Genomic DNA, 21,946 nt, shown 5'->3' on the forward strand with positions numbered 1-21,946 from the left:
GGAATGGCTTAATGATTGCCGCCTTTGCTAAACTCTATGGGCAAACACAAAAGATGATTTACTTAGATGCCGCCTCAAAAGCTGTCATCTTTATTAAACAACACCTCTTTGATGAAACACGACTCTTAGCGAGATACCGAGAAGGGGAGAGTCATTTTAAAGCTTATCTTGATGACTATGCCTTCTTGTCATACGGATTAATCGAACTCCATCAAAGTACCGCAGAAGTGGAGTATTTAGAACTAGCGATTCAATTAAACAAAGAGATGTTAGACTTATTCAAAGATGAAGCGGGTGGATTTTATCTAACGGGACATGATGCTGAAACCTTAATGCTAAGACCAAAAGAGTTATATGATGGAGCTATGCCATCTGGTAATTCAGTCGCCGCATACAATCTCATTCGTCTAGCCAAACTCACAGGTGATACCTTATTTGAAACAGAAGCTGAAAAACAAATTCAGTACCTAGCCAAACAAGTGAAGCACTATGAAATGAATCATACCTTCTACTTAATCGCTGCTTTATTCGCGCTAAGTGACACCAAAGAACTCATGATCACCGTGACAAAACAAGAACAAATTAAAGAGATTCTCAAACAACTGAATGAAACACCTCACTTTAATACCACCCTTTTATTTAAGACACCTGAAAATCAAACCCAACTCTCAAAACTCGCACCATACACAAAAGACTACCCAATCGTTGATCAACCAACGTACTATCTTTGTTCAAATGGGACTTGTCAGGCCCCAACCTCATCCTTAGAAAGTCTAAAAAACATTCTTTAATCAAAAAGGTGATTTCCAAGTGTTTGGAAATCACCTTTTTAGAAAATGTCTAAAAAGACAAATAAAAAAACAAAAATTTGAAACTCTTGATGGCCAAGAACGAAGAGTTTGCAAAATGTTTAAAATTCATATTCCTTCGCCTAGATGGAGAATTAGAAACCTTAATTCTAGCTGACTTAAAGCAATTACAACTTGATGATATTCCTAATTTAGAAATCGCAATCAAAGAACATTTTATTTGACAATCTATTAAAATTTGAATTTAATATTCTTGATTCTATAATATAATTGGCAATGAATAAAATGACTTCTCTTGCTTACAATATAATTATACTTCAGGTAAGGAGAACATTGGATGATGTATGGTAGTATATTTGTTAGCACGATAGTTAAAGGTATTTTAATATATATTTTAGCATTATTTCTCAGTAAATTAATTGGCGTTAAGATTATTTCACAAATGAATTTCTTTGATTTTATAGTAGGGATTTCTTTTGGTTCGATAATTGCCAAAATTATAATTGATAAAGATCATGTGGTTTTTTCAGGAATTATAGCATTAATAATCTTTACATTGTTAACGATATCAACTAGTTATTTAAATTTAAAAAGTTATGCAGCCAGAAGAATAATAAATGCTAAAACTTTGATATTAGTTGAGAATGGTCGCATTGTTGATAAAAATATGAGAAAGTTTAGACTTACAATAAATGAACTCATGATGAAGTTAAGAGAAAAGGATGTTTTCGCTTTAGAGGATGTACAATTTGCAATAATGGAGAGTAATGGCCAATTGTCAGTTTTAATAAAAGCTAATAAAAAACCTGTCACGCCAGATGATTTGAATTTAAAGGTCGAGAGCGTTTCTTTAGTAAATGATATTATAATTGATGGAAAACTCATTGATAAGAATCTTGAAATGGCCAATATAAATAAAAAGTGGCCACAATCTGAACTTAAACGGAAGAATATACATAAGATTGAAGATGTTTTTTATGCAGGAATCGACCAAAATAAAAAATTAACTATTTCGGTAAGATATCCGGATGATTTTAATTCTAAAAATAAGTTTAATCTAGAATAAATCTTGAATAAAAAACAAATAGAGCAGTCAATAAAAATATATAGAATGTAATTTCTCCTAAAGCTGACTATTTTCTAACTGTGATTAACAGTAGAAGAAGCATTAGAACTGTTGTCAATTGAATATGCAAATCTAACAAAGATTAATCTCAATATAGCAACTACTTGCTATACTCAGATTAATCTTTTTGTTTTGATTCCATTTTCTATAACAGTTATTGAAAATAATGGACAATTTGCTTTAATCGATGCTGGTGATTGTGATGATGATGCAAAAGTTAAATCATATCTTAAAAATCAAGAGGTTACTGGATTAGAATATTTAATTATTACTCATTTCCATGCAAACCACTTCGGAGATGCTGAAAGCCAAGTCGAAGCGACACTCACAACTATTGGGGATGTTGATTTATTTAAAGCGGGTCATCATGGTTCAAGTACAAGCAATACAGCTTCTTTATTAAATCGCATTACACCAGAACATGTTGTCATCATGGCAGGAGCCAATAATCAATATGGTCACCCGGATGCCGAAGTCATGGACCGTTTTAAAAACTTAGGAATCCCTGTTTATCGAACGGATGAGCAAGGAACCATTATCGTAACCTTAAGTGAAGACGGTGTCTCAGTCAATAAACAACCAGGAAGTTATCAAGCTGGTAAGCAACCTGAAAGTTCAAGTAGCACATCAAATAGCTCATCAGGTAGTTCCTCAAGCAACACCTCACCCAATACCTCTTCAACTCAAAGTCAATCAACTAATGAAAGCTCAACTTCTACTCAATATAAAGATGACAATCCGAATGGAATCTACAATCAGGAATCAACCGCTCCTAAAGAATCCTACAAAAACTGTACGTTGTTAAGAGTAGTTTATCCAGATGGGGTTCCACAAGGACATCCAGCTTATGAGTCAAAACATGATCGCGATAAAGATGGTTGGGCTTGTGAAAGATAAAATAAACCAAGTATGATTATAAAGGTATTAATATATACTTAGAGTCCCTAAATTGGATTCAGGAAAGAATTATATCTTTCTACATAAGAATCCCGTTGAGCAGGGGTAAGGCTTAAGAAGAAATAAAACTGATAACATATTCACATTTCTTGTTACACTCAAAGCAAAGATGAACTACCATTAAAATGGATGCTAATCTGGCGTTTCAAGCAGTTTTAAATGGTGGAACATCTTATGTTTGAAAAAACGTAAGATGTTTTTTTATCTCGAGAGAATTGAAAATAACAATTATTCTCTGTTGATCTCTAACCCAACACATGTAAAAATAAAAATATGACAATAAAAAACATATTCACCTATAAAGTGACATTGAAATTAGGGTAGGGAGAGGTAATAATGACACAATACTGGCAGTTCACACCAGTTGATCGTATTGAAGAGTCGACTTTTCATCCTGTATTGGAGCGATTTTATAAAAATGGTATATCAGGGTTAATTCGTGAGAATATTCAGAACTCATTAGATGGGAAATTAAAAGAAAATGACGATCCTGTCACGGTAACCATTAAAACTGGAACCATTGATAAACAACATATTCCTGGATTAGATGAAGTAAAAGAGCGCATTTTGAGTTTACAAGGGCGTAATGGATATACAAAAGAAACAATTGCGCACATGCAAAATAAGATGCATACTCAAATCATTCAGTATATTTCTTTTGAAGACAGTAATACAAAAGGCTTACGTGGTGCAAAGAATGGGCAAACCAATTCTAATGAGGACACGTGGAGCATTTACGCCTATAACAAAGGGGTTCACACAATTGAAGCAGATGAGTCAGCAGAGCAGGCACGCGGTGGTTCTCACGGAATCGGGAAAATTGCATCAAATGCAGCATCTGATTTGTATCTGATGTATTTTGCGAACTGTGATGAATTTGGGAATCAGCACCTCGGTGGAACTATTCAATTAATTGAACATGAAATGAATTCGAAATGTTATCGTGCAACAGGTTATTTTACACAGATACAGGATGGTAAATTTTATCCCTTTGAAAACCATTACCACGAGGTATTCCAAAAACAGACACGTGGTTTAAAAATTATTGTACCGTTTTTACGTACGGAGTTCAGTGATGAAATCGAAATTATAAAGGCCGTTTGTGATAGTTTCTTCTTATCTATTTTAGAAGGCAAGTTGCAAGTCTACATTAATGATCAGTGCTTGAATATTCAAACCATTGGTCAATACATGGCTGATCCAATCTATTATCCAGATCATGTAGAACCTAAAAATTTGAACTTTACACCGTATTATTATCAAACGTATACAGAATTAGAACCACAACGTATTACAATTAAGGATAAAAAAGAAACCTATGAATTCAACTTATATTTTAGATATGATTTATCTATTCCAAAAGGGCGCATTGGGATTATTCGAACAATCGGCATGAAGATTGAGGATAAGAAAATTAGTGGCCATGTCAATAAACCGTTTAATGGAATTTTAATTCCGGTATCTTCGAAAGAAGATGCTTATTTAAAGTCACTGGAAAACGAATCACATACGCAGTTAGCTTTTGATCACATCAAAGATCCCAAACTTCAATCAAATGCTAAACGTTTCATTAATAATATTACCAAAGAAATTAGTCAAGTAATTGAGGCGGCAATTAAACAAAACAATCCAACGGATGGAAAGATTGATACCGGTGATATTTTATATGTGGTTGAAACTCAGTTTAAACAAGAGTTATCTAAAGTAGCTTCACCTGTAAAGTTGAAAAAAGGGAGTAAAGAACAAACTGTGGTTAAGGTTAAAACAGATGTTCCAAAGAAGAAACCGAAAAACAAAGAAGCGAAAGAGCAAGATCAAAAACCACCACTAAAACGTAAATCTCGTGCTAAAGATGAGGATGAAGGTAAAATAAAATACCAGGCACAACCAGATCGTGTTCAACGTGCAATCATTGGTAATGCTGAAATCCTACGCTTTGATTTCTCAAAAAGCCCTGAGATAAAAAATGTAAATACTTGTGATATTTCACTTGCTGTTGTTGATGGGATGGGGAAGGAATATCCTAATGAATTAAAGCTTCGTGACGCTTATACGCAAATCACCGATTTAACCACAAGTAAATCACTAAAAGTCGAAGGCGACATCATTAGAAATGTTGTCTTAACTAAAGGGGTAGCTCAGCTGAAACTCCAATCATCTGATAATAATCTGAACAAAAATCTGAAATTTGTGTACTATGTGGAGGTGTAGACATGATTTATAAAAAAGAAGCGAATTTCCCATACCCTCTCTTAACAAACACATCAGACTCATACGAACAATGCCAATTCATTTTAGATATCGATTTACAAGAAAACACAGATCATTATCAATTCAATGTGAAATCAGAAATTGAATCATCTTTTATCAAAAAGCTAATTCAAGCAAAACAAGCAAAACTTATTCTTGTCATCCAATCAAAGGATAACAAATTTTATGATGTCAATTTAACGGAAGATCAAGTTATCATCCCTAAAACACGCCTCTCATTAAGTAAGCGAACAACACTCCAACTACTTATTCAAGCAGTAGGGGATGTGAATTTCGCAACCAATGAAGACTTAGCAAGTTTTTACGATGATATAAAAGAAGACATTACAGTACCAAAACACTCTGTTCTTGGATTCTCAAACTGTGTCATCTTCGATGGAAGTACAACTAAACCATTTGACCTATTTGAAAAGAAACTAAATCCAGATTTAAAATCAGAAATCGCAATTGATTTAGGTAGTGAAACAATTATTATTCAGTATAAACACGAAGAGTTCCAGTTCAATGATTCAAGTATGAGCGGAACCTTAAATAATCCATACATCTATATGGGACTTCAAAAAGCACTTTATCGCTTTATTATTAAACATGGTGAAGATGATCAAGTCTACTTAGAAGACATCGAACACCCTGAAGATGGACTAGACTTCAAACTATATAACTTGATGAAAAGTAAGATGATAACAGAGTTGAATACCGAAAATATGGATGAAGTTATTTCTAAAATTTCAGATAAAATCTTAAACAAGTTTACAACTGCGGTAAGGGGGCTTTATAAAAATGAAGATTAATTTATTAGACAAAGGTTATAAAAATAACGAAGACTTCTACAATGCCTTCCTTACTAATAGCATGGAAGAATTTTTAAGTGATGAGGTAATAGATTTAAAATCTGCTCCAGACTTTCCGATCTACCTCAATATACCAGATGAAACAGAACGCGCAAACAAATTCATCGAGGCATTTACTGTCATTGCAAATCACTATTTGCAAACTGATCGTGACACACATTTCGATGAACGTTTCTGGCACTCGTTCCTATGCACGGCAAAAAGAGACTATATTTTAGAAAACTATCCTCAAGTTAAATCTGGGATAAAAGAATTTAATAATGTTGTCCTAAAGAAATTTGACTGGGAAAATTATATTTATAAATGTATTCTTGGTGCTCAGTATGTCGTCGATCATGTGAAAGATTCATCACGCCATGACCACTACTTCCGTCTAATTGCTGATAATTTAGATCTGTTTAACTACATGTTAAAATATCCAGTATTCCGCAATGGAGAATTTATGATCAATATTTTAGATATTGTGGATGAGTATGACTTATCAGCTATCTTAAAGCAAAAAATTACATGGCGCGATGATTTAGGAAAAGATGAGCGCGTTGGAAGACGTGTACTATTTGAGTTTAATAAAAGTTATCCAGTTATCTTGTTCCCAATGCTGAGTAAGAAAGAATTAGAACCATTATTTTTTGAGTATTTAGAAATGTATTGGGATGAAAAGAGTTAAGTAATTTTACAAATGACGAATTATCAATACAAATGCAACACTTTCTCCTCAAATAGGTCGAATAAAGATTTCCATTCTAAGCATTTCCGTTGACGTTGATTAATAAGCATTAAAGCCTCATTAATTTCTTAATCATTAACTTTAGCTAAATCTGTATTCTTAAGAAAGTGTTTATATTACTTATACATCGCTCGGTACATTTTGGATGCTGAGCGATGCTCTATTTTTATGGATATATAAAAACGTGTTTGACGCTCAACAAAGGTCGCTAAATACCCTCTACTTTGACAACAAGTTGAAATAACCATATCCAACTCTCAAAACTCGCACCATACAAAAAAGACTACCTAATCGGTAATCAACTAACGTACTATCTTTGTTCAAATGGGACTTGTCAGGCACCAAGTAGGGAGTTTGAGAGAATAAATATTTCTTAATAGTAACTATTCAGCCACCAGGTAACCAACATCCGTTATCTGGTGGTTTTGTTAATGTTTTGTATTTATATTTATAGTGTTATTTATCTGTAAATATTAAGGTATAATATCCTTACTTATCCAACTTTAAAAGGCGGTGTCATCTTATGTCAGAATCAGAAATCATAAAGGTCTATAATGAAGGTATACAATCTGTTGTTACTTTAGTTCAAGGATTATCCTCTCAAATTTCAGATTTGTCCCAAGAAGTATCTAAACAAAGTGAGACAATTTCTGATTTAGATGCCCGTCTTAAAGCCTTAGAAAATAAAACTAAGTTAACAAGTAAAAACAGTAGTCTCCCACCTTCAACTGATGGTTTTAAACGAACTAAAAGTTTACGTCAATCATCAAGTAAAAAACCTGGTGGTCAAGAGGGGCATAAAGGAACGACCCTTAAAATGGTTTTAAATCCTGATGAAATTTGTATTCATGATATTGAATTATGTCAAGATTGTGGATGTTCATTAATTAAAATTACTCCATCTAAAATCATTAAAAGACAGGTGTTTGACTTACCTAAACTTTCTTTAAAAGCTATTGAACACCCAGCTTTAGTTAAGTTCTGTCCAAATTGTAGTAGAGAGAATAAAGGATTTTTTCCAAAAGAAGTCACACAATCTACTCAATATGGAACACGATTTAAATCTATCCTTGTTTATTTAAGTCAACAACACTTGATTCCTTATGACCGATTGAAAATGTTAGCTTCAGATGTTTTTGGACAATCACTTAGTGCTGGAACATTGGTAAACATGAATAATCAGTGTTTCAAAGCACTTGAAAAAACAGAACAATTGATTAAAGAAAAACTGATTCAATCTCACGTTGTTCATTTGGATGAAACAGGGTGCTATGTAAATGGAGATAGGCACTGGTTACATGTTGTCTCAAATCCTAAGTATACCTATTATCAAGTTCATGAAAAGCGAGGGAACGAAGCAATTAAAGATATTAAAGTTCTTTCGCAATATAAAGGAACAGCTGTTCACGATCATTGGAAATCATATTTTAGATATCAAGATTGTTCTCATGCTTTGTGTAATGTCCATCATTTACGTGAATTAAATGCGATGATTGAGTTTGAAAAACAAGAATGGCCAAAGCAGATGAAACAACTGCTTTTGGATATGAAAGAATATTCTGAAAGCTATCAGTATCCGTTATCTCAAGAGGCTATATCTCAATTTGAGTTGCGATATCAAACGATTTTAACATTAGGATATCTGGAAAATCCAATTAGTTTACCTAAAGAAAAGAAACGTGGGCGTCTAAAACAAACAAAGGCCATTAATTTATTAAACCGATTGCGTGATTGCCAAGAAGAAGTATTAGAATTTATGTATCAAAAGGATGTTCCCTTTGATAACAACTTAGCAGAACGTGATGTTAGAATGACGAAGGTAAAACAGAAAATATCCGGATGTTTCAGAAGCGAGGAAGGGGCTCAAGTATTCTGTCGAGTTCGAGGCTATATTTCAACCGCAAGAAAACAAAGTCTGAATATTTTAGAATCAATTGAACAAGTGTTTTTAGGCGAACCGTCTTTAACTTAATAATTGAATAACTTAGACTGGGATACTTTATTTGAAGCATCCCTTTTTATACATCTCTTATTTTATGGGCTGAATAGTTACTCTTAATAAATAGATATTATTTTTAATGATTTTGTATTTTAAAGAATATGTTTTACTCGGAAAACACAACTATTAATAAATATAATTTGTTATACCTTTGCAATCTAAATTCTTTGATTCAATAATAAAAACTATAGCGAATATAGGGGGATAAGTGATGGAAAAGCTACATGAACCAGAATTATTTATTGTAAAATATAAAAATTCCACTTACTGAATAAAATAATTAAAATTAACATCACTTATACTGTTTTTTGCTATAAATCAATTAACAAATATGTCGCTTTTTGTTATAATTATCTTGTTTACTTTAACAGGGTAGGGTGATTTGATGGGATTGAAAGAATTAGAGCTACAACTACAATATCGCTCGGAGGAAGATGATATTTTAAATGATTTTTACAAAAAAGTTATTCGGGATGCCGTTGATTATAAAAGGGCAGTCGGATATTTTTCAACACATTCTTTGTTATTATTAGGCGATGAATTAGATGAGTTTATGCGTAAAGGTGCCAAAATGAAGCTCATTGCTTCACCAAATTTATCTGATGAAGACATTGAAACAATAAAAAAGGGTTATGAAAATAGAACTAAGATTATTACTTCTTGTATCATAAATTCGTTAGAAATTCCAGATAATGAACAAGAAAAAGAAAATTTATCTAAAATTGAGTGTATGATTGCCAAAGGTAATTTAGATATAAAAATTGCTTTCCGTAACACTAAGGGGATTTTTCACGAAAAAATTGGAATTATTACCGATGAAGATAATGAAAAAATTGCTTTTAACGGCTCAATGAATGAAACATTTAATGGATATTGTGATAATTTTGAAAGTATAGATTTATATTTTTCCTGGGATTTAAGAGATCTAATTAGAATTAATTCAAAAGAAAATAATTTTGATAAATTATGGGATAATCAAACAAAAAATCTAGACGTTTATGACTTTACAGAAGTAATTCAAAAACGTCTAATTCAATTAAAGGAAAACGGAGTACTCCCTATAATTCAAGAAGAGTTACCTAATTACGATATTCATCCCTCTGGACCTTGTATACCTCATTGGTTACAGAATGGTATTAGACCATATCAGTTAGAAGCATACCAAAAGTGGGTTATTAATGATTATAAGGGAATTTTACAAATGGCCACGGGAACTGGTAAAACAATTACAGCGTGTTATTCTCTAGTTAAACATTATGAGATGCTTATTAAACAAGACTTAAAACAAATTGTAGTCATATTAGCGCCTTATAAACACTTAGTTGATCAATGGTATGATGAATTAATTAAATTTGGGTACAGTCCATTTAAGGCTTATTCTGATATCGCAAATTGGGATAAAATTATTCAGAGACAAGCTCGACGTTTGAATCTTGATCCAAAAAGAAAACATCTTTCGATAGTAACAACAAATGATAGTTTTAAAACAACAAAATTCCAAGTACTTTTAAGTGAATTAAAAAAGCGACATGAGGTTGTTTTTATTGCAGATGAAGCCCATAACTTAGGAGCAGAATCAACTCTTAGTTATTTATCAACTGATTTTAAATATAGACTTGGATTAACTGCAACACCTATTCGACATAATGATGAACTAGGAACAGAAAAGTTAATTCAATATTTTAATGGAATCATCTTTAAATATGATTTAGAAGAAGCTATTAAAAATGGATTTTTAACAAAATATATCTATCATCCTATTGTTGTATACTTAGATTCAAGTGAATCAAATAAATTTTATGATATCTTAAATGAATTTCAAGGTTACAGTCTTTCACAATTAAGACAATTTTCATTCTCAAATAATAATTTTAAAGAAAAAATAAAACTAACCTATCAAATTGCCGATGGATCAATCAATAAGTTTAAAGCGTTTAAAGAGAAAATTAATGAATTTAAAGATACTTATTACAACTTAATTTATTGCTCTAGTGTCAAAATAAATGATGGAGAAAGTAAATTACCAATAAAGCAAATTGAGGCATTAAATGTATATATGGGGAAAGAATTAAATATGAAAGTCCATACATTTACAGCTCAAGAGGACATTTACACACGCAGAGAACTTATAGAAAGATTTGCTTCGGGATCTGATATCCAAGGCTTAGTTGCAATAAAATGCTTAGATGAAGGAGTAGATGTTCCTGCTACACGTAGAGCTTTCATCCTATCTAGTACAACAAATGAAAAGCAATTTATTCAAAGACGAGGGAGAATACTACGCAACTCACCAGGGAAAGATTATGCTGAAATATTCGACTTTGTAACACTACCTCGAGAACTTCAAAAAGTACTGAGTCATGGTCCTGAATCTGAAGCTGAAGTATATTTAATTATGAAAGAGTATAATCGTATATTAGAATTTGCAAGATTAGCTATTAATCCTGAACTTGGGTTAAATTTAGCAAATGATATTTATAAAGCATACCGATTAAATCAATATATTGAAAATACAAACTAGTATTGGAGGCTAAAATATGAAGGATATTGAATCAAAGAAAAAAATGGTTGTACAGATGGCAAAATTACAATATAAGTTTGATAAAAAGATTCTAGAAAAAAACGGAAAACAAGTTAAAACACAAGAAAATCTTGCACGTATATATAAAGATTTAATCGAAAAGGAGTTAAATAACTAATGAAATTTAAATCCATAAATATAATTAACTTTAGACAGTTTTCAGGAGAAAATCTTTTAGAGTTTTCAGTTAATGATGAAAAAAATCTAACAATTATTCATGCGATGAATGGGAGTGGTAAAACTACCTTATTACAAGCATTTAACTGGTGTTTATATGGTAAGATGAAATTACCTGATCCGGATAAAATTATAAATGAAACAATATTTCAACAATTAGAAAAACACAGTTCTCTTCCTGTTTCAGTAATAGTAGTAGCTAGTCATGAGGGAATTGAATATACAATTGATAGAACTAGACGCGTAAGTAAATTAATTGATGGCACAGCTAAAACATTTTCTGAAACCTTTAAAATCAGTTATATAGATTCTCAAGGGAATTCTAAAGTAGAAACAATGGAAAGTGCTGAAAATATAATAAATAATATTCTTCCTGAAAAAATGTCAGCTTATTTTTTATTCGATGGAGAACGAATTAAAAATTTAGGTGAAAATAGCGCACAAGCAAGAAAAGATATTTCAACAGGAATTAAAAATATTCTAAATATTGATGTATATGATTCATTGAAGGTAATCTTAGAAAGAAAATTAATGCCACTTCTTCACAGTCAAATTAAAAGTGAAGGCTCAGAAAAATTAGATACCGCTATCAATGCTAGAAGCCTAATTTTGCAACAATTAGATAGAAATGAAATTACCGTAAAGCAATTATCAAAAGATATTGATGAATTATCTGAAGATATTGAGAAATTAAATCATCAAATAAGTTTGAATGCTGATGCTTTTGAAATACAAGAACAATACAAACAAAAAAATCAACATTTTGAATCATTAACAGAAGATTTAAATGATTTACTATATCCAGGTAAAAAAACTTCTAAGCCATCTTTTCCTAAAACCTATACTAAATATACGATTACTAAACTATTGTCATTAATTAAAGATGATGTCATTTTAAACCTTGATACCTCTAATATTTCAAAAGAAGCAATTGCAGGAATAAATGCTGAAGCAATAGACACTATCATTGAAAAGAATCTTTGTATCTGTGGTAGGAAAGTGGGGCAAAATGAGAAAGAATTATTATGTGATTTAAAACAATACTTACCTCCCCATGATCATCGGGTTTTAGTTCATGGTTTTAAAGAACGTTATCTAGAAAAATTAAATAATATTGAGGAAGTTGAAACAGAAAAACAACAGATTGTTGATTCGTATTTTGACAAAGAAGAGAAAAAACAAACCACGTTTGAAGAAATTAAATCAATCGATAGAAAACTTACTCAAATAACAGATATTAGCCATTTACATTTATCGAAACAAGAAAAACAACGTACATATGATGATAAGAATAAAACTATAGGAATTCTAGAGCATCAAAATACTGAACTCAAAAATAAACTAGAGAAAATTGATAACGATATTTCTTTATATACTAAATATACTAATGAAAATCAAAAGCATCAAGAATCTATTGAATATGCAAATGATTTAATTAAAATTTTAGATACTACAATTGAGAAGAAAAAATCTGATATCCATAAAAAATTAAATGATGAAGTCAACGCTGTTTTTTCAAATGCTTCTCATAAAAAATCTAAAGAAGTAGTAATAGACAGCAACTATAATTATAAAATTCGCGACAAATATACTGGTAGTGAGGCTTTGAGTGAAGGAGAGTCTATTATCACTAGTCTATCATTAATTTCAGCTATTTTAAAAATTGCCAAAGAGCAAGCTCAAACCAAAAAAAATGAATTAGAAGCTACTGTAGAATATCCTCTCATCCTAGATGCACCATTTGCGAAACTAGATACGGCACATATCTCAGGAATAGCACCTCTGCTGCCGAAATTTGCAGACCAAGTGATTTTATTTTCTATTGATCAACAATTTAAAGGAATTGTTGAGGAATCAGTTAAGCATGTTATTGGAAAACAATATGAAATGACAAATGACGAAGATAAAAAAGTATTCTTCAAAGAATTAGGGGAGGAATAAAATGCAAGCTCTTGAAACTTTAAACTCTATAGTATTTTATGGAAAACATTCAGATATAATCAATAAAATTAGTTCAACAAATGAAAATCTGAAGCCTGGAATAACACCTCCACCACTTTTTAGCAGAGTAATTGACGCATATTATATAGCAGGGCTAATTGGAGTATTGAATAATTATAAATCTACTCCTGATTTGAAAGGTAAAGAGAGAACAACAATCTTTACTGAAACACTGAATAGAAATTTATTTGATTTAAATTTTTATAGTGCAATACCTATTATTTTGACACAAGACTTAACAAAAGTTTCAGATGTAAAAAGAGCTTTTTTTAGTGAAAGCAACGATGAAGAAAACTATCTTGTATCACGTAATAATATATTCTATAATTACGCATTAGGTGGTCTGGAAATAATTGATGAAAAAATCTTAAAAAATGATTTAGGGCAATACCTTACAGCAGAAGATGAGTTAGATATTTACGATAGACTAGAACAATATTTGAGTTCACTTGAAGAAAAATATAAAATAGACGATGACTTTGTAGATATTGATTTAATTATGGATTCGACAGATTTTGACTAGTTAATAATAGAGAGGAGCATTTAAAATGGGATTTGGGCAACATCAAAGTTTTTATCTACGAGAAGGTTGGCTTCATAAAGGTTTAGAAGCTGTATCCTTAGATGAATCCCTTTTATCAAAACCTGATGCCTTTGAAAAAATGGGGATAGGGAAAAACATGTTAACAGCTCTTCGATTCTGGCTAATTGCCACAGGAGTAACGAAATATGATGTTAAAAATAAAATTTTTTCAATAACAGAGCTTGGAGAAGAAATATTTAATAATGACTCAAATTTGAATCTTCCGTTTACTAGAGCATTAATACACTATAATTTAGCTAAAAACTCTGAAGTAAATGATTTAAATGGTAACAGAAGTTCAACAGTTATCTATTGGTTTTTTAATGAACTAGAAGGAAATATGTTTGAAAGAGATCTTTTACTTGAAAAATTTACACAATGGGCATCAAAATTTAAAGATATTTCAATTAATTCATTAAAACGAGATATTGATTGTTTATTATACATGTATGACATTAACAACGCTTTTGAGGACCCTGAAGATGTTTTGCATAGTCCTTTATCTTCTTTAGAACTAGTTTCAAAAAAAGATAATATTGTAAAATTAGAGGGGAAAATAGAAAACATTAGTGATGAACTAATTTACTATATACTTGTTGACTATATGAATATACACGAGTTAGACTCATTGACCTTAAACGAAGTTATTAACCTTAAAAAGCTTCCAGGAAAATTATTTAATTTGAAATCAGAACAAATTTTAAAAAACATCTTTTCATTAAAGAAACAAGGAAAACTAGAGTTTATACAAACAAATAATCTCGATACTATTCAAATTAAAAATAGACCTGTTAACTCTATAGAAGTAATTAAGCAATTTTATAAAGAAAGTAGGGATATAAATGAATCAATCATTTAAACCTAGCATTAATATTAAATACGATTTTAAGGCAAATGATTTATTAGATTATTATATTCCTACACCAACACATGTAGAGGTGATAAATTCTATTTGTGAATCGGTTACTCATTCTAAAACACAAAACAATCAAATTATTATTGGAGCATATGGAACAGGAAAGTCATTATTAGGTCTGCTAATCTCAAATTTACTATCTAAATCATTTTCTTTAACTGAAACAGAATCTATTATCAATTCATTTTCAAAATATGATGAGAAGATTTCTACTAATATTAAAAAGCTTCGACAATCTCCTTTAACTTTTATTCCTGTATTTGTTAATGGTAATGAGGGACTTTTTCATAATGCAATCTTATTAAATACTTTAAGTGTTCTAGAGGAGAAAAAAATCAAAATTACTTTTAATAATAAAAGTACTGAAATCTTAAAAACAATTGAACAATGGGAGCAAGAATATCCGTCAACCTTTAAGAATTTTAAAAAGCTTTTAATCATCCAAGGAACAAACATTAAACAATTTAAAGATAATATATTAAATCTTCAAGAGGATGCCTATGAAATATTTGAAAAATTATATTCGCAGTTAACCTCAGGGGCCTCATTTAATTATTTTAACAATAATAATTTTATCTCTCAAATTGAGCAAATATTAGAACAATTAAAAGAAAACGGATTAGGTCTTGTTTTTATATATGATGAGTTTGGACGTTTTTTACAAACACTTCCAGAAGATAAAACTCATACAACAATGCAGTATATTCAAGATTTTGCAGAATTATTAGATCACGGGATTGATAATGCAAGAAGTATTTTTATCTCACATAAAGATATGAGACAATACTTTACGGATAAACCTCAATTTATTGATGAATTTCAAAGAATTGAAAAACGTTTTAAAAAACATTATATTTATTCCAATACAAATATGTTCTTTAGCATAGCTGATAAAATTATTAGCAATCTTAGACAAAAAGAAATAGATCCTTTATCTCTAGAAGCGAATCTAAGTCAATTAAGAAAGTATCCGCTATTCTCTTTAAACAGAACGGAATTAGAAACACTAGTGGTTCAAGGATGTTATCCATTACACCCTGTATCACTCGCATTGTTACAGCCATTGTCAAATGCCTTTGGTCAAAATGAAAGAACATTATTTACTTTTTTAGATACAACTGATACTAACGGTCTAAGATATCATATAAATAATTCACATGACACCTATTATCCTTATCAATTATTTGAATTCTTCTTTAATGATATTAATAACTCTTCAACGATTGATTCAAAGTATAGCATACTAAAAACTTATTTAAAAAATTATTCAAAGATTCCGAATAACAAAGATAAAACAATTTATAATGAAATGATAAATTTATTAAAATTTATTACATTATGGCAAATAACAAACCTTCAAAGTACACAAAACTTAACAACAGAGTTTATTAGCTACGCTATGGGATGGTCGATTATTCAAACAGAGCAAATTCTTTCAAGATTAAAAGGGTTTAGAGTTTTAAGATATAATAGATTATTCGAGCAATGGCAAATATACGAAGGAAGTTCTATTGATTTAGATAAAGAAATACAAAATAAAGTAAATAATTTATCGATATCCTACGATACGCAGTGTAGTTTAATACAATCTCTACTTGATAAAAAATTCTATTCTGCAGATCAATATAATTTACAAAAGAAAATGGTTAGGTTCGCGAATGTAAGGGTAGTTATGCCTGAAATTATTTCAAATAATACTTGCATATTTTTAGATTCAGATGCTGATGCGTATATTAATATAATTATTCCTACTGTTGATATAACACAAGATTTCTTAAGTAAATTACAACTTATCCAACAAGAATATACTAATCAATTATTCTGTATTGTAAATAAAAAAATAGACTTTTTTAAACAAGATTTGTATAAATATGTAGCAATTAATCAATTATTAGAAAATACTACTTTACTGTCAGAGGATCAGTATGTAAAGGTTGAATTGCAAATTGAACAAGATGAAACATTATTTCATTTAAAACAAAAAATTAAATATTTAACAAGTTTTAATAATAAATTTGAATGGTATTTACCTAATTTAAAATCTGTATCAAATATAAAAAATGAACTTATTTTAAAAAGAAAATTATCAGAATTATTCTACACTAAATACCCACTGACTCCAATCATTAATAATGAAGCATTTAATCGTCGTAATATTGCTACTGTTCAACGAAATGCATCAAAAAAAGTTATCGACGCAATAATAGAAAACCCAGATAAAGATAACTTTAACATTCAAGGTTTTGGTCCAGATTATTTAATTTATGCGACCGTTTTTAAAAATAACGGTATCCAATCATCTATTGATTTATCTAATATGCCGAATAATGATTTAAAAAAGCTACGTGATACATTATTATCAAATATTCACTTAAGTAATAAATTTGCAGATTTAGTCAATATCTTAAGAAATGAACCTTATGGATTACGTGAATCAGTGATTCCTGTTGTATTAGTTGGACTTCTACAAGACATTTGGCCAAATATTATGTTTTTCAATAAGGGACAATATATTAGCCGTGTAACTAGTCAAGAAATATGTGAGATGGTATTAGATGGTTCAAATATTACTTATCAAGTCAATAATTTTGATGAGAGCGACTTCGACTTCTTTAATCAAATTGTAGAATTATTTAAAGATAATTTATCTCAGCATGTTTTAGATAAATCAGTCCATATTCAAGCAAGTAGTGCATTATTAGGATGGTTACAGAAATTACCTAGATATTGTCAAACTACTAGTAATCAACCTGAACATCTATTATTATTTAAAACTTATATTAGACGATTAGAAGTAGATCCTACTGATTCTTTAAGCTGGCTTAAAAATCACTCAAATAATTTTATAGCTTATAAACAAGAGTTAGAAGAATGGTTCCCAAATCAGATTAAGAAAACATTAAACTTAATTGAAACAGAAACTAATATTCATAACCTTTATAGTTGGGCTATTGATAAAAACTCACAAAATAAAGATAATTTATTTATCCAAAAATTATTAAAATGTAATAATGAGAATTCAATTACATTTATTAATGAACTTTCATACCAACTATTTGAATTTTATGCAACAGAATGGACAGATAGCTTCACTCAAACGTTTATCAATGAAGTTAAAAACTGTATTGAATCAGTTAACCAAACAGAATTTAATCCAGATAAATATGTTGCCCTAAAATTAAACAATGAAACTAAGTACATTATGAAAACAGAATTAACACCGCGAGCAAAAACACTTTATGATAATTTGCAACGCATGATTACAAACTCAGGTAAACGTATTACCAATAATGAGCTTGAATATATCCTATATAGTATTATTGAACAAAAGCTCAAAACAGGAGAGGAAGCTTAAAATGTTATCAAAAGAAGAACGTAAACCTTTACATATAGCTATGTTTAGTGGTGGTGCATCGAGTGCATATGTTGCTTATCGTATGGCACAACAATACGGATTAGATAATAGTATTTTATTTTTTACAGACACACAATGGGAAGATGAAGATAACTATAGATTCATGGAAGAAGTTGCTGATTATATCGGTTTACCAATGACATACATTGTAGACGGTCGAACTCCAGAAGACGTATTTTTTGATATGGGATATCTAGGAAATTCAAGATTAGCAAAATGTTCTGAAGAAATTAAAGTGAGACAAACTTTAATCTTCATTGAAGAAAAACGTATGGAAGGATTTGAGCCTATTTTATACTTCGGAATTGGCCCCCATGAAAAACATCGTGCAGAAAACTTAACTAGTTTCTATGAACATTTTCCAATTGAACCAGTTGAAACAAGATTTCCACTGATTGAAACGTTTAGACAAGATTTAGATGCTAAACATATTATAGAAAATGAATGGGGGATTAAATTACCTCGAATGTATGCTTTAGGTTTTGAGCATGCCAATTGTGCAGGAAGATGTGTACGCGGTGGGTATGGCCATTATGCAACTTTATATAAAGTATGGCCTGAACGATATTTAGAACAAGAAGACATGGAACGTCGTTTTAGAGAAGAGTTCAAAAAGGATGTTTCTATCCTAAAACGAAATGGGACTCGATTCACATTAGAAGAGTATAGAAAAATGATGGATGAAAAAGGATTTGACGTTCTTGTTCAAGAAAAGGATGATGATTCTCAGTCTATTCCATGTGTTTGTACATTTTCATAGATAATGGGGGAATTAAATTGCTATTAGGTGATGTATTTCATAAAATAGATGAACGAAAATTAGTTTTACCTGACTTTCAACGAGATTTAGAATGGACAAAAAATCAGCAAAAAGATTTAATTGCATCTGTATTATTAGGATTACCCATCGGAAGTGTATTGCTACTAGAAGGGGTTTCTGATGATTTTTCCTCTAAAAGAATAGGCTATTCAAAAATGGTTGAAACCCCAGCAGATGAATGCCTTTACTTGCTTGATGGGCAACAACGTATTACAAGTTTAATGAGTTCTTTTTGTGACTTTTATAGCAAAGATAACTGGAAAAATGTAATGGATGAAGTGTATCCTGTTTTAAAAAATAGGCTCTTTTTGAGGGTAAACACCTCAGAGAATGAAGAGGATATATTTGGGTATGAAAATCTAGTATTTGATAAAGATTTGTTCAGAAAACAAGACCCAATAGCTTTTGAAAATCGACTAATTCATGAATCAATAGGAAAAACATTAACTAATAAATGGTGTAATCCTGGAGCCATTTTTAAAGAAGTTAAAATTAACAGTGAGGATTCAGAAGAAAAGAAAAAGAAAAAAAATAATAGTTACTTTGAAAAAGAATGTGCAAGAAGATGCTATATTCCTCTTTACTGCTTATTTAAAGATGACGAAACTAAAACTATAAAAAATATCATGAATCAGATTGCAAATCAAAGAGTGGGCGAAATAAAAACAGAAATTGGAGATGATATTGATTTAATAGTAAAATACCTCGAAGCTGTAGATATTGACATTCAAGAAAATATCGATGAACTGACTCAATTTGAAATTGACTCTCTTTGGCTACGTCTTTCATCGACCTGGGCTACCGATGTTTGCAATTATTTAGAAAAAATTCTAACATTAGATGTTCCCGTCATCCAATTGAAATCAGATGAAATTGGTAGAGCTGTGATTATTTTTGAAAATATCAATCGAGGTGGAACCAAATTAAGTAACTTTGATCTTGTTGTAGCCAGAGCAGCACGAAATAAAGGATTAAAATCTCTTAGTTTAAGGCTCAAAGACTCTTTTGAGAATACAATTCATTTGCCAGATAGCTTAACCACAAGAATTTCAATGTCTTCTCTCCGACCAAAGAATTTAAATATATCAAAAATGATTATAAAGGACGGAAATATAAACGATGCCATTAAAAATCAGTATCTAAATTTATTGTCAATTTATTGTAAAGAACTTAATGAAGATATAGATTATAAACTAGAAATTGCGAACCACAAAACAGATTTAATTGGTAGACAAAGAATTTTAAGTTTAACCCATAATGAAATTAATGATAATACAGACATCGTTCTAAAAGGGTTAAAACGTGCGTGTCTATTTTTAAATGTGCGCTGTGGTGTTGCAAAAATTGAAGATTTACAATATAAATTAATTTTATTACCATTGGCAATCGCTTTAATTGATGATAATGTCTGGCTAAATGAATCACTTCTAAATAAGCTAGAAGCTTGGTATTGGATGTCAATTTTCGGAGGGGCTTATTCTAAAAATCAAAATGAGCGTTGTTTAAAGGATGTTAACACGATTAGATATTTCTTATTTACGGATCAAAATATCTATTCTAACTTAAAACAAAATTTATTCAATGTTCAAGAATATTGCGATGAAAACACCCTATTAAATCTTAATGAAAAACCTGCACCTAGTGCTATTCATAAAATATTATTGCAATATATTCTCACAAATTGTCCGCGAGATTTTTTAGATAACACCTATTTAACTTCGTGGTCTATTATGTCTGATGAAATAAAAGTAGAAGATCACCATATTCGTCCTCTTAAAACTGCATCTTCTATTGGTCAATCATCAAGTCAATTAAGAAAAAAACCAGACCATCCTCTCAATAGTATTTTAAATAGAACCTATATTCTAAGTAGTACTAATCGAACAATAAGTGATATGGCTGTAGAAAAATACATTAGCGAATTAGATCACGTCAATTTATCGCAACACTTCATAAAAAAAGGTGATTATTTAACTAATAAAAAATATGAAAAAGAAACAGACTTATATTCTGACGAGATTCGCTTAAGATATGAACGATTTATAGATCGAATCCATGAAGAAATAAATACGTTATTAAATTAGGGTATTTAAGTATGAATACTAAAAATAGAGATGATTTAATTAAATATATTGATATGGCACTCTCTTCTAATGAATATTTAAGCTATGCGGAAATTGTTAATTATATTGAAAATCATTTGAACGTATCTCTAGATTGTTATGACTTTCCAATTTCGGCAGTAAAAAATGTAATTTTAGATTATGGAATATACAGAGATGGTGCAAAATCGAAACGATTTAGAGGAAACGTTCTGTTTATTGCAAATGAAAAAAAGGACTCTCGACAAAATAATCAAATAAAATGGAAAAAAATATAAACTGAGAAAAAGTTTAATTGTTTAAATCTCTACTAAAATTCTGCTATTCCAATAGTTTTAAAAAGAGGAAATATGAAATTAAAGTCTTCATTTATTATTAATAGGAACCTCGTAAATAGCAAAGTGAATTAATTAGTATAGAAAAGGGTTCTTTGTCAAATAGTGTTGCTGATTAATTTGTGACCTATTACAATGAAAAATTAAATTGAAATCCTAGTGGCTATGCTGCTAGGATTTTTGTTTTAGGTTTTGTTAGATTTTGAATCATGAGAATACGAGATTTAATTACCCTACTAGTGGAGGAAACATGCTTCGCATGGCAGGTGACCCAAT

General features: G+C 30.3%; 16 protein-coding genes and 1 pseudogene. All 17 read left to right on the forward strand.

What is annotated here, in order from left to right; translation table 11 throughout:
• Positions 1-791: pseudogene (locus tag QWC74_RS01410) on the forward strand (hypothetical protein); the annotation flags it as partial.
• Between the two features lie 89 nt (positions 792-880).
• Complete coding sequence (locus QWC74_RS01415; protein ID WP_006785097.1) at positions 881-1,033, forward strand: hypothetical protein; 153 nt, start codon at positions 881-883, stop codon at positions 1,031-1,033.
• A gap of 113 nt (positions 1,034-1,146) precedes the next feature.
• Entirely contained in the window at positions 1,147-1,875 is a 729-nt protein-coding gene (locus QWC74_RS01420) for a DUF421 domain-containing protein (RefSeq protein ID WP_006785098.1), read from the forward strand.
• 111 nt (positions 1,876-1,986) lie between these two features.
• Positions 1,987-2,832 carry an excalibur calcium-binding domain-containing protein gene (locus tag QWC74_RS01425; RefSeq protein WP_050775612.1) on the forward strand — a complete coding sequence of 282 codons (846 nt, stop codon included), beginning with the start codon at positions 1,987-1,989 and terminating at the stop codon, positions 2,830-2,832.
• Between the two features lie 396 nt (positions 2,833-3,228).
• On the forward strand, positions 3,229-5,103 hold the full coding sequence (locus QWC74_RS01430) for a hypothetical protein (RefSeq protein WP_006785100.1): 1,875 nt from the start codon (positions 3,229-3,231) through the stop codon (positions 5,101-5,103).
• 2 nt (positions 5,104-5,105) lie between these two features.
• Positions 5,106-5,954, forward strand: a complete 849-nt coding sequence (locus tag QWC74_RS01435) for a hypothetical protein (protein ID WP_006785101.1) — start codon at positions 5,106-5,108, stop codon at positions 5,952-5,954.
• Entirely contained in the window at positions 5,944-6,681 is a 738-nt protein-coding gene (locus QWC74_RS01440; RefSeq protein WP_006785102.1) for a hypothetical protein, read from the forward strand. The genes QWC74_RS01435 and QWC74_RS01440 overlap by 11 nt, the downstream gene beginning before the upstream one ends.
• A gap of 583 nt (positions 6,682-7,264) precedes the next feature.
• Positions 7,265-8,713: an IS66 family transposase gene (locus QWC74_RS01445; RefSeq protein WP_006785103.1), complete on the forward strand. Its 1,449-nt coding sequence runs from the start codon at positions 7,265-7,267 to the stop codon at positions 8,711-8,713.
• Between the two features lie 412 nt (positions 8,714-9,125).
• The gene (locus QWC74_RS01450; protein ID WP_288993844.1) at positions 9,126-11,261 is read left to right on the forward strand and encodes a DEAD/DEAH box helicase family protein; all 2,136 of its coding nucleotides are present in this window, start codon (positions 9,126-9,128) and stop codon (positions 11,259-11,261) included.
• A gap of 16 nt (positions 11,262-11,277) precedes the next feature.
• Positions 11,278-11,439 (forward strand): hypothetical protein, encoded by a 162-nt coding sequence (locus tag QWC74_RS01455; protein ID WP_006785105.1) that lies wholly within the window; start codon positions 11,278-11,280, stop codon positions 11,437-11,439.
• Positions 11,439-13,439, forward strand: a complete 2,001-nt coding sequence (locus tag QWC74_RS01460; protein ID WP_006785106.1) for an AAA family ATPase — start codon at positions 11,439-11,441, stop codon at positions 13,437-13,439. Before QWC74_RS01455 ends, QWC74_RS01460 begins: the two co-directional genes overlap by 1 nt.
• A gap of 1 nt (position 13,440) precedes the next feature.
• Entirely contained in the window at positions 13,441-14,022 is a 582-nt protein-coding gene (locus QWC74_RS01465; RefSeq protein WP_006785107.1) for a hypothetical protein, read from the forward strand.
• A 25-nt stretch (positions 14,023-14,047) separates the two neighbouring features.
• A complete protein-coding gene (locus QWC74_RS01470; RefSeq protein ID WP_006785108.1) occupies positions 14,048-14,941 on the forward strand; it encodes a DUF4007 family protein in 894 nt (297 codons plus the stop codon).
• Positions 14,925-18,353 carry a hypothetical protein gene (locus QWC74_RS01475; RefSeq protein ID WP_006785109.1) on the forward strand — a complete coding sequence of 1,143 codons (3,429 nt, stop codon included), beginning with the start codon at positions 14,925-14,927 and terminating at the stop codon, positions 18,351-18,353. The genes QWC74_RS01470 and QWC74_RS01475 overlap by 17 nt, the downstream gene beginning before the upstream one ends.
• 1 nt (position 18,354) lies before the next feature.
• Complete coding sequence (locus QWC74_RS01480; protein WP_006785110.1) at positions 18,355-19,173, forward strand: hypothetical protein; 819 nt, start codon at positions 18,355-18,357, stop codon at positions 19,171-19,173.
• Positions 19,174-19,190: 17 nt separating this feature from the next.
• A complete protein-coding gene (locus tag QWC74_RS01485; RefSeq protein ID WP_006785111.1) occupies positions 19,191-21,317 on the forward strand; it encodes a DUF262 domain-containing protein in 2,127 nt (708 codons plus the stop codon).
• Positions 21,318-21,328: 11 nt separating this feature from the next.
• On the forward strand, positions 21,329-21,613 hold the full coding sequence (locus tag QWC74_RS01490; protein ID WP_040764044.1) for a hypothetical protein: 285 nt from the start codon (positions 21,329-21,331) through the stop codon (positions 21,611-21,613).
• Positions 21,614-21,946 lie beyond the last annotated feature (333 nt).

Source organism: uncultured Turicibacter sp., assembly GCF_938044715.1.
Taxonomy (GTDB): domain Bacteria; phylum Bacillota_I; class Bacilli_A; order MOL361; family Turicibacteraceae; genus Turicibacter; species Turicibacter sanguinis.

Coding starts and splice junctions, on each gene's coding strand:
- QWC74_RS01460 (WP_006785106.1), top strand. CDS start 11,439: ATGAAATTTAAATCCATAAATATAATTAACTTTAGACAGTTTTCAGGA.
- QWC74_RS01430 (WP_006785100.1), top strand. CDS start 3,229: ATGACACAATACTGGCAGTTCACACCAGTTGATCGTATTGAAGAGTCG.
- QWC74_RS01465 (WP_006785107.1), top strand. CDS start 13,441: ATGCAAGCTCTTGAAACTTTAAACTCTATAGTATTTTATGGAAAACAT.
- QWC74_RS01490 (WP_040764044.1), top strand. CDS start 21,329: ATGAATACTAAAAATAGAGATGATTTAATTAAATATATTGATATGGCA.
- QWC74_RS01475 (WP_006785109.1), top strand. CDS start 14,925: ATGAATCAATCATTTAAACCTAGCATTAATATTAAATACGATTTTAAG.
- QWC74_RS01455 (WP_006785105.1), top strand. CDS start 11,278: ATGAAGGATATTGAATCAAAGAAAAAAATGGTTGTACAGATGGCAAAA.
- QWC74_RS01415 (WP_006785097.1), top strand. CDS start 881: ATGGCCAAGAACGAAGAGTTTGCAAAATGTTTAAAATTCATATTCCTT.
- QWC74_RS01440 (WP_006785102.1), top strand. CDS start 5,944: ATGAAGATTAATTTATTAGACAAAGGTTATAAAAATAACGAAGACTTC.
- QWC74_RS01445 (WP_006785103.1), top strand. CDS start 7,265: ATGTCAGAATCAGAAATCATAAAGGTCTATAATGAAGGTATACAATCT.
- QWC74_RS01420 (WP_006785098.1), top strand. CDS start 1,147: ATGATGTATGGTAGTATATTTGTTAGCACGATAGTTAAAGGTATTTTA.
- QWC74_RS01480 (WP_006785110.1), top strand. CDS start 18,355: ATGTTATCAAAAGAAGAACGTAAACCTTTACATATAGCTATGTTTAGT.
- QWC74_RS01435 (WP_006785101.1), top strand. CDS start 5,106: ATGATTTATAAAAAAGAAGCGAATTTCCCATACCCTCTCTTAACAAAC.
- QWC74_RS01450 (WP_288993844.1), top strand. CDS start 9,126: ATGGGATTGAAAGAATTAGAGCTACAACTACAATATCGCTCGGAGGAA.
- QWC74_RS01470 (WP_006785108.1), top strand. CDS start 14,048: ATGGGATTTGGGCAACATCAAAGTTTTTATCTACGAGAAGGTTGGCTT.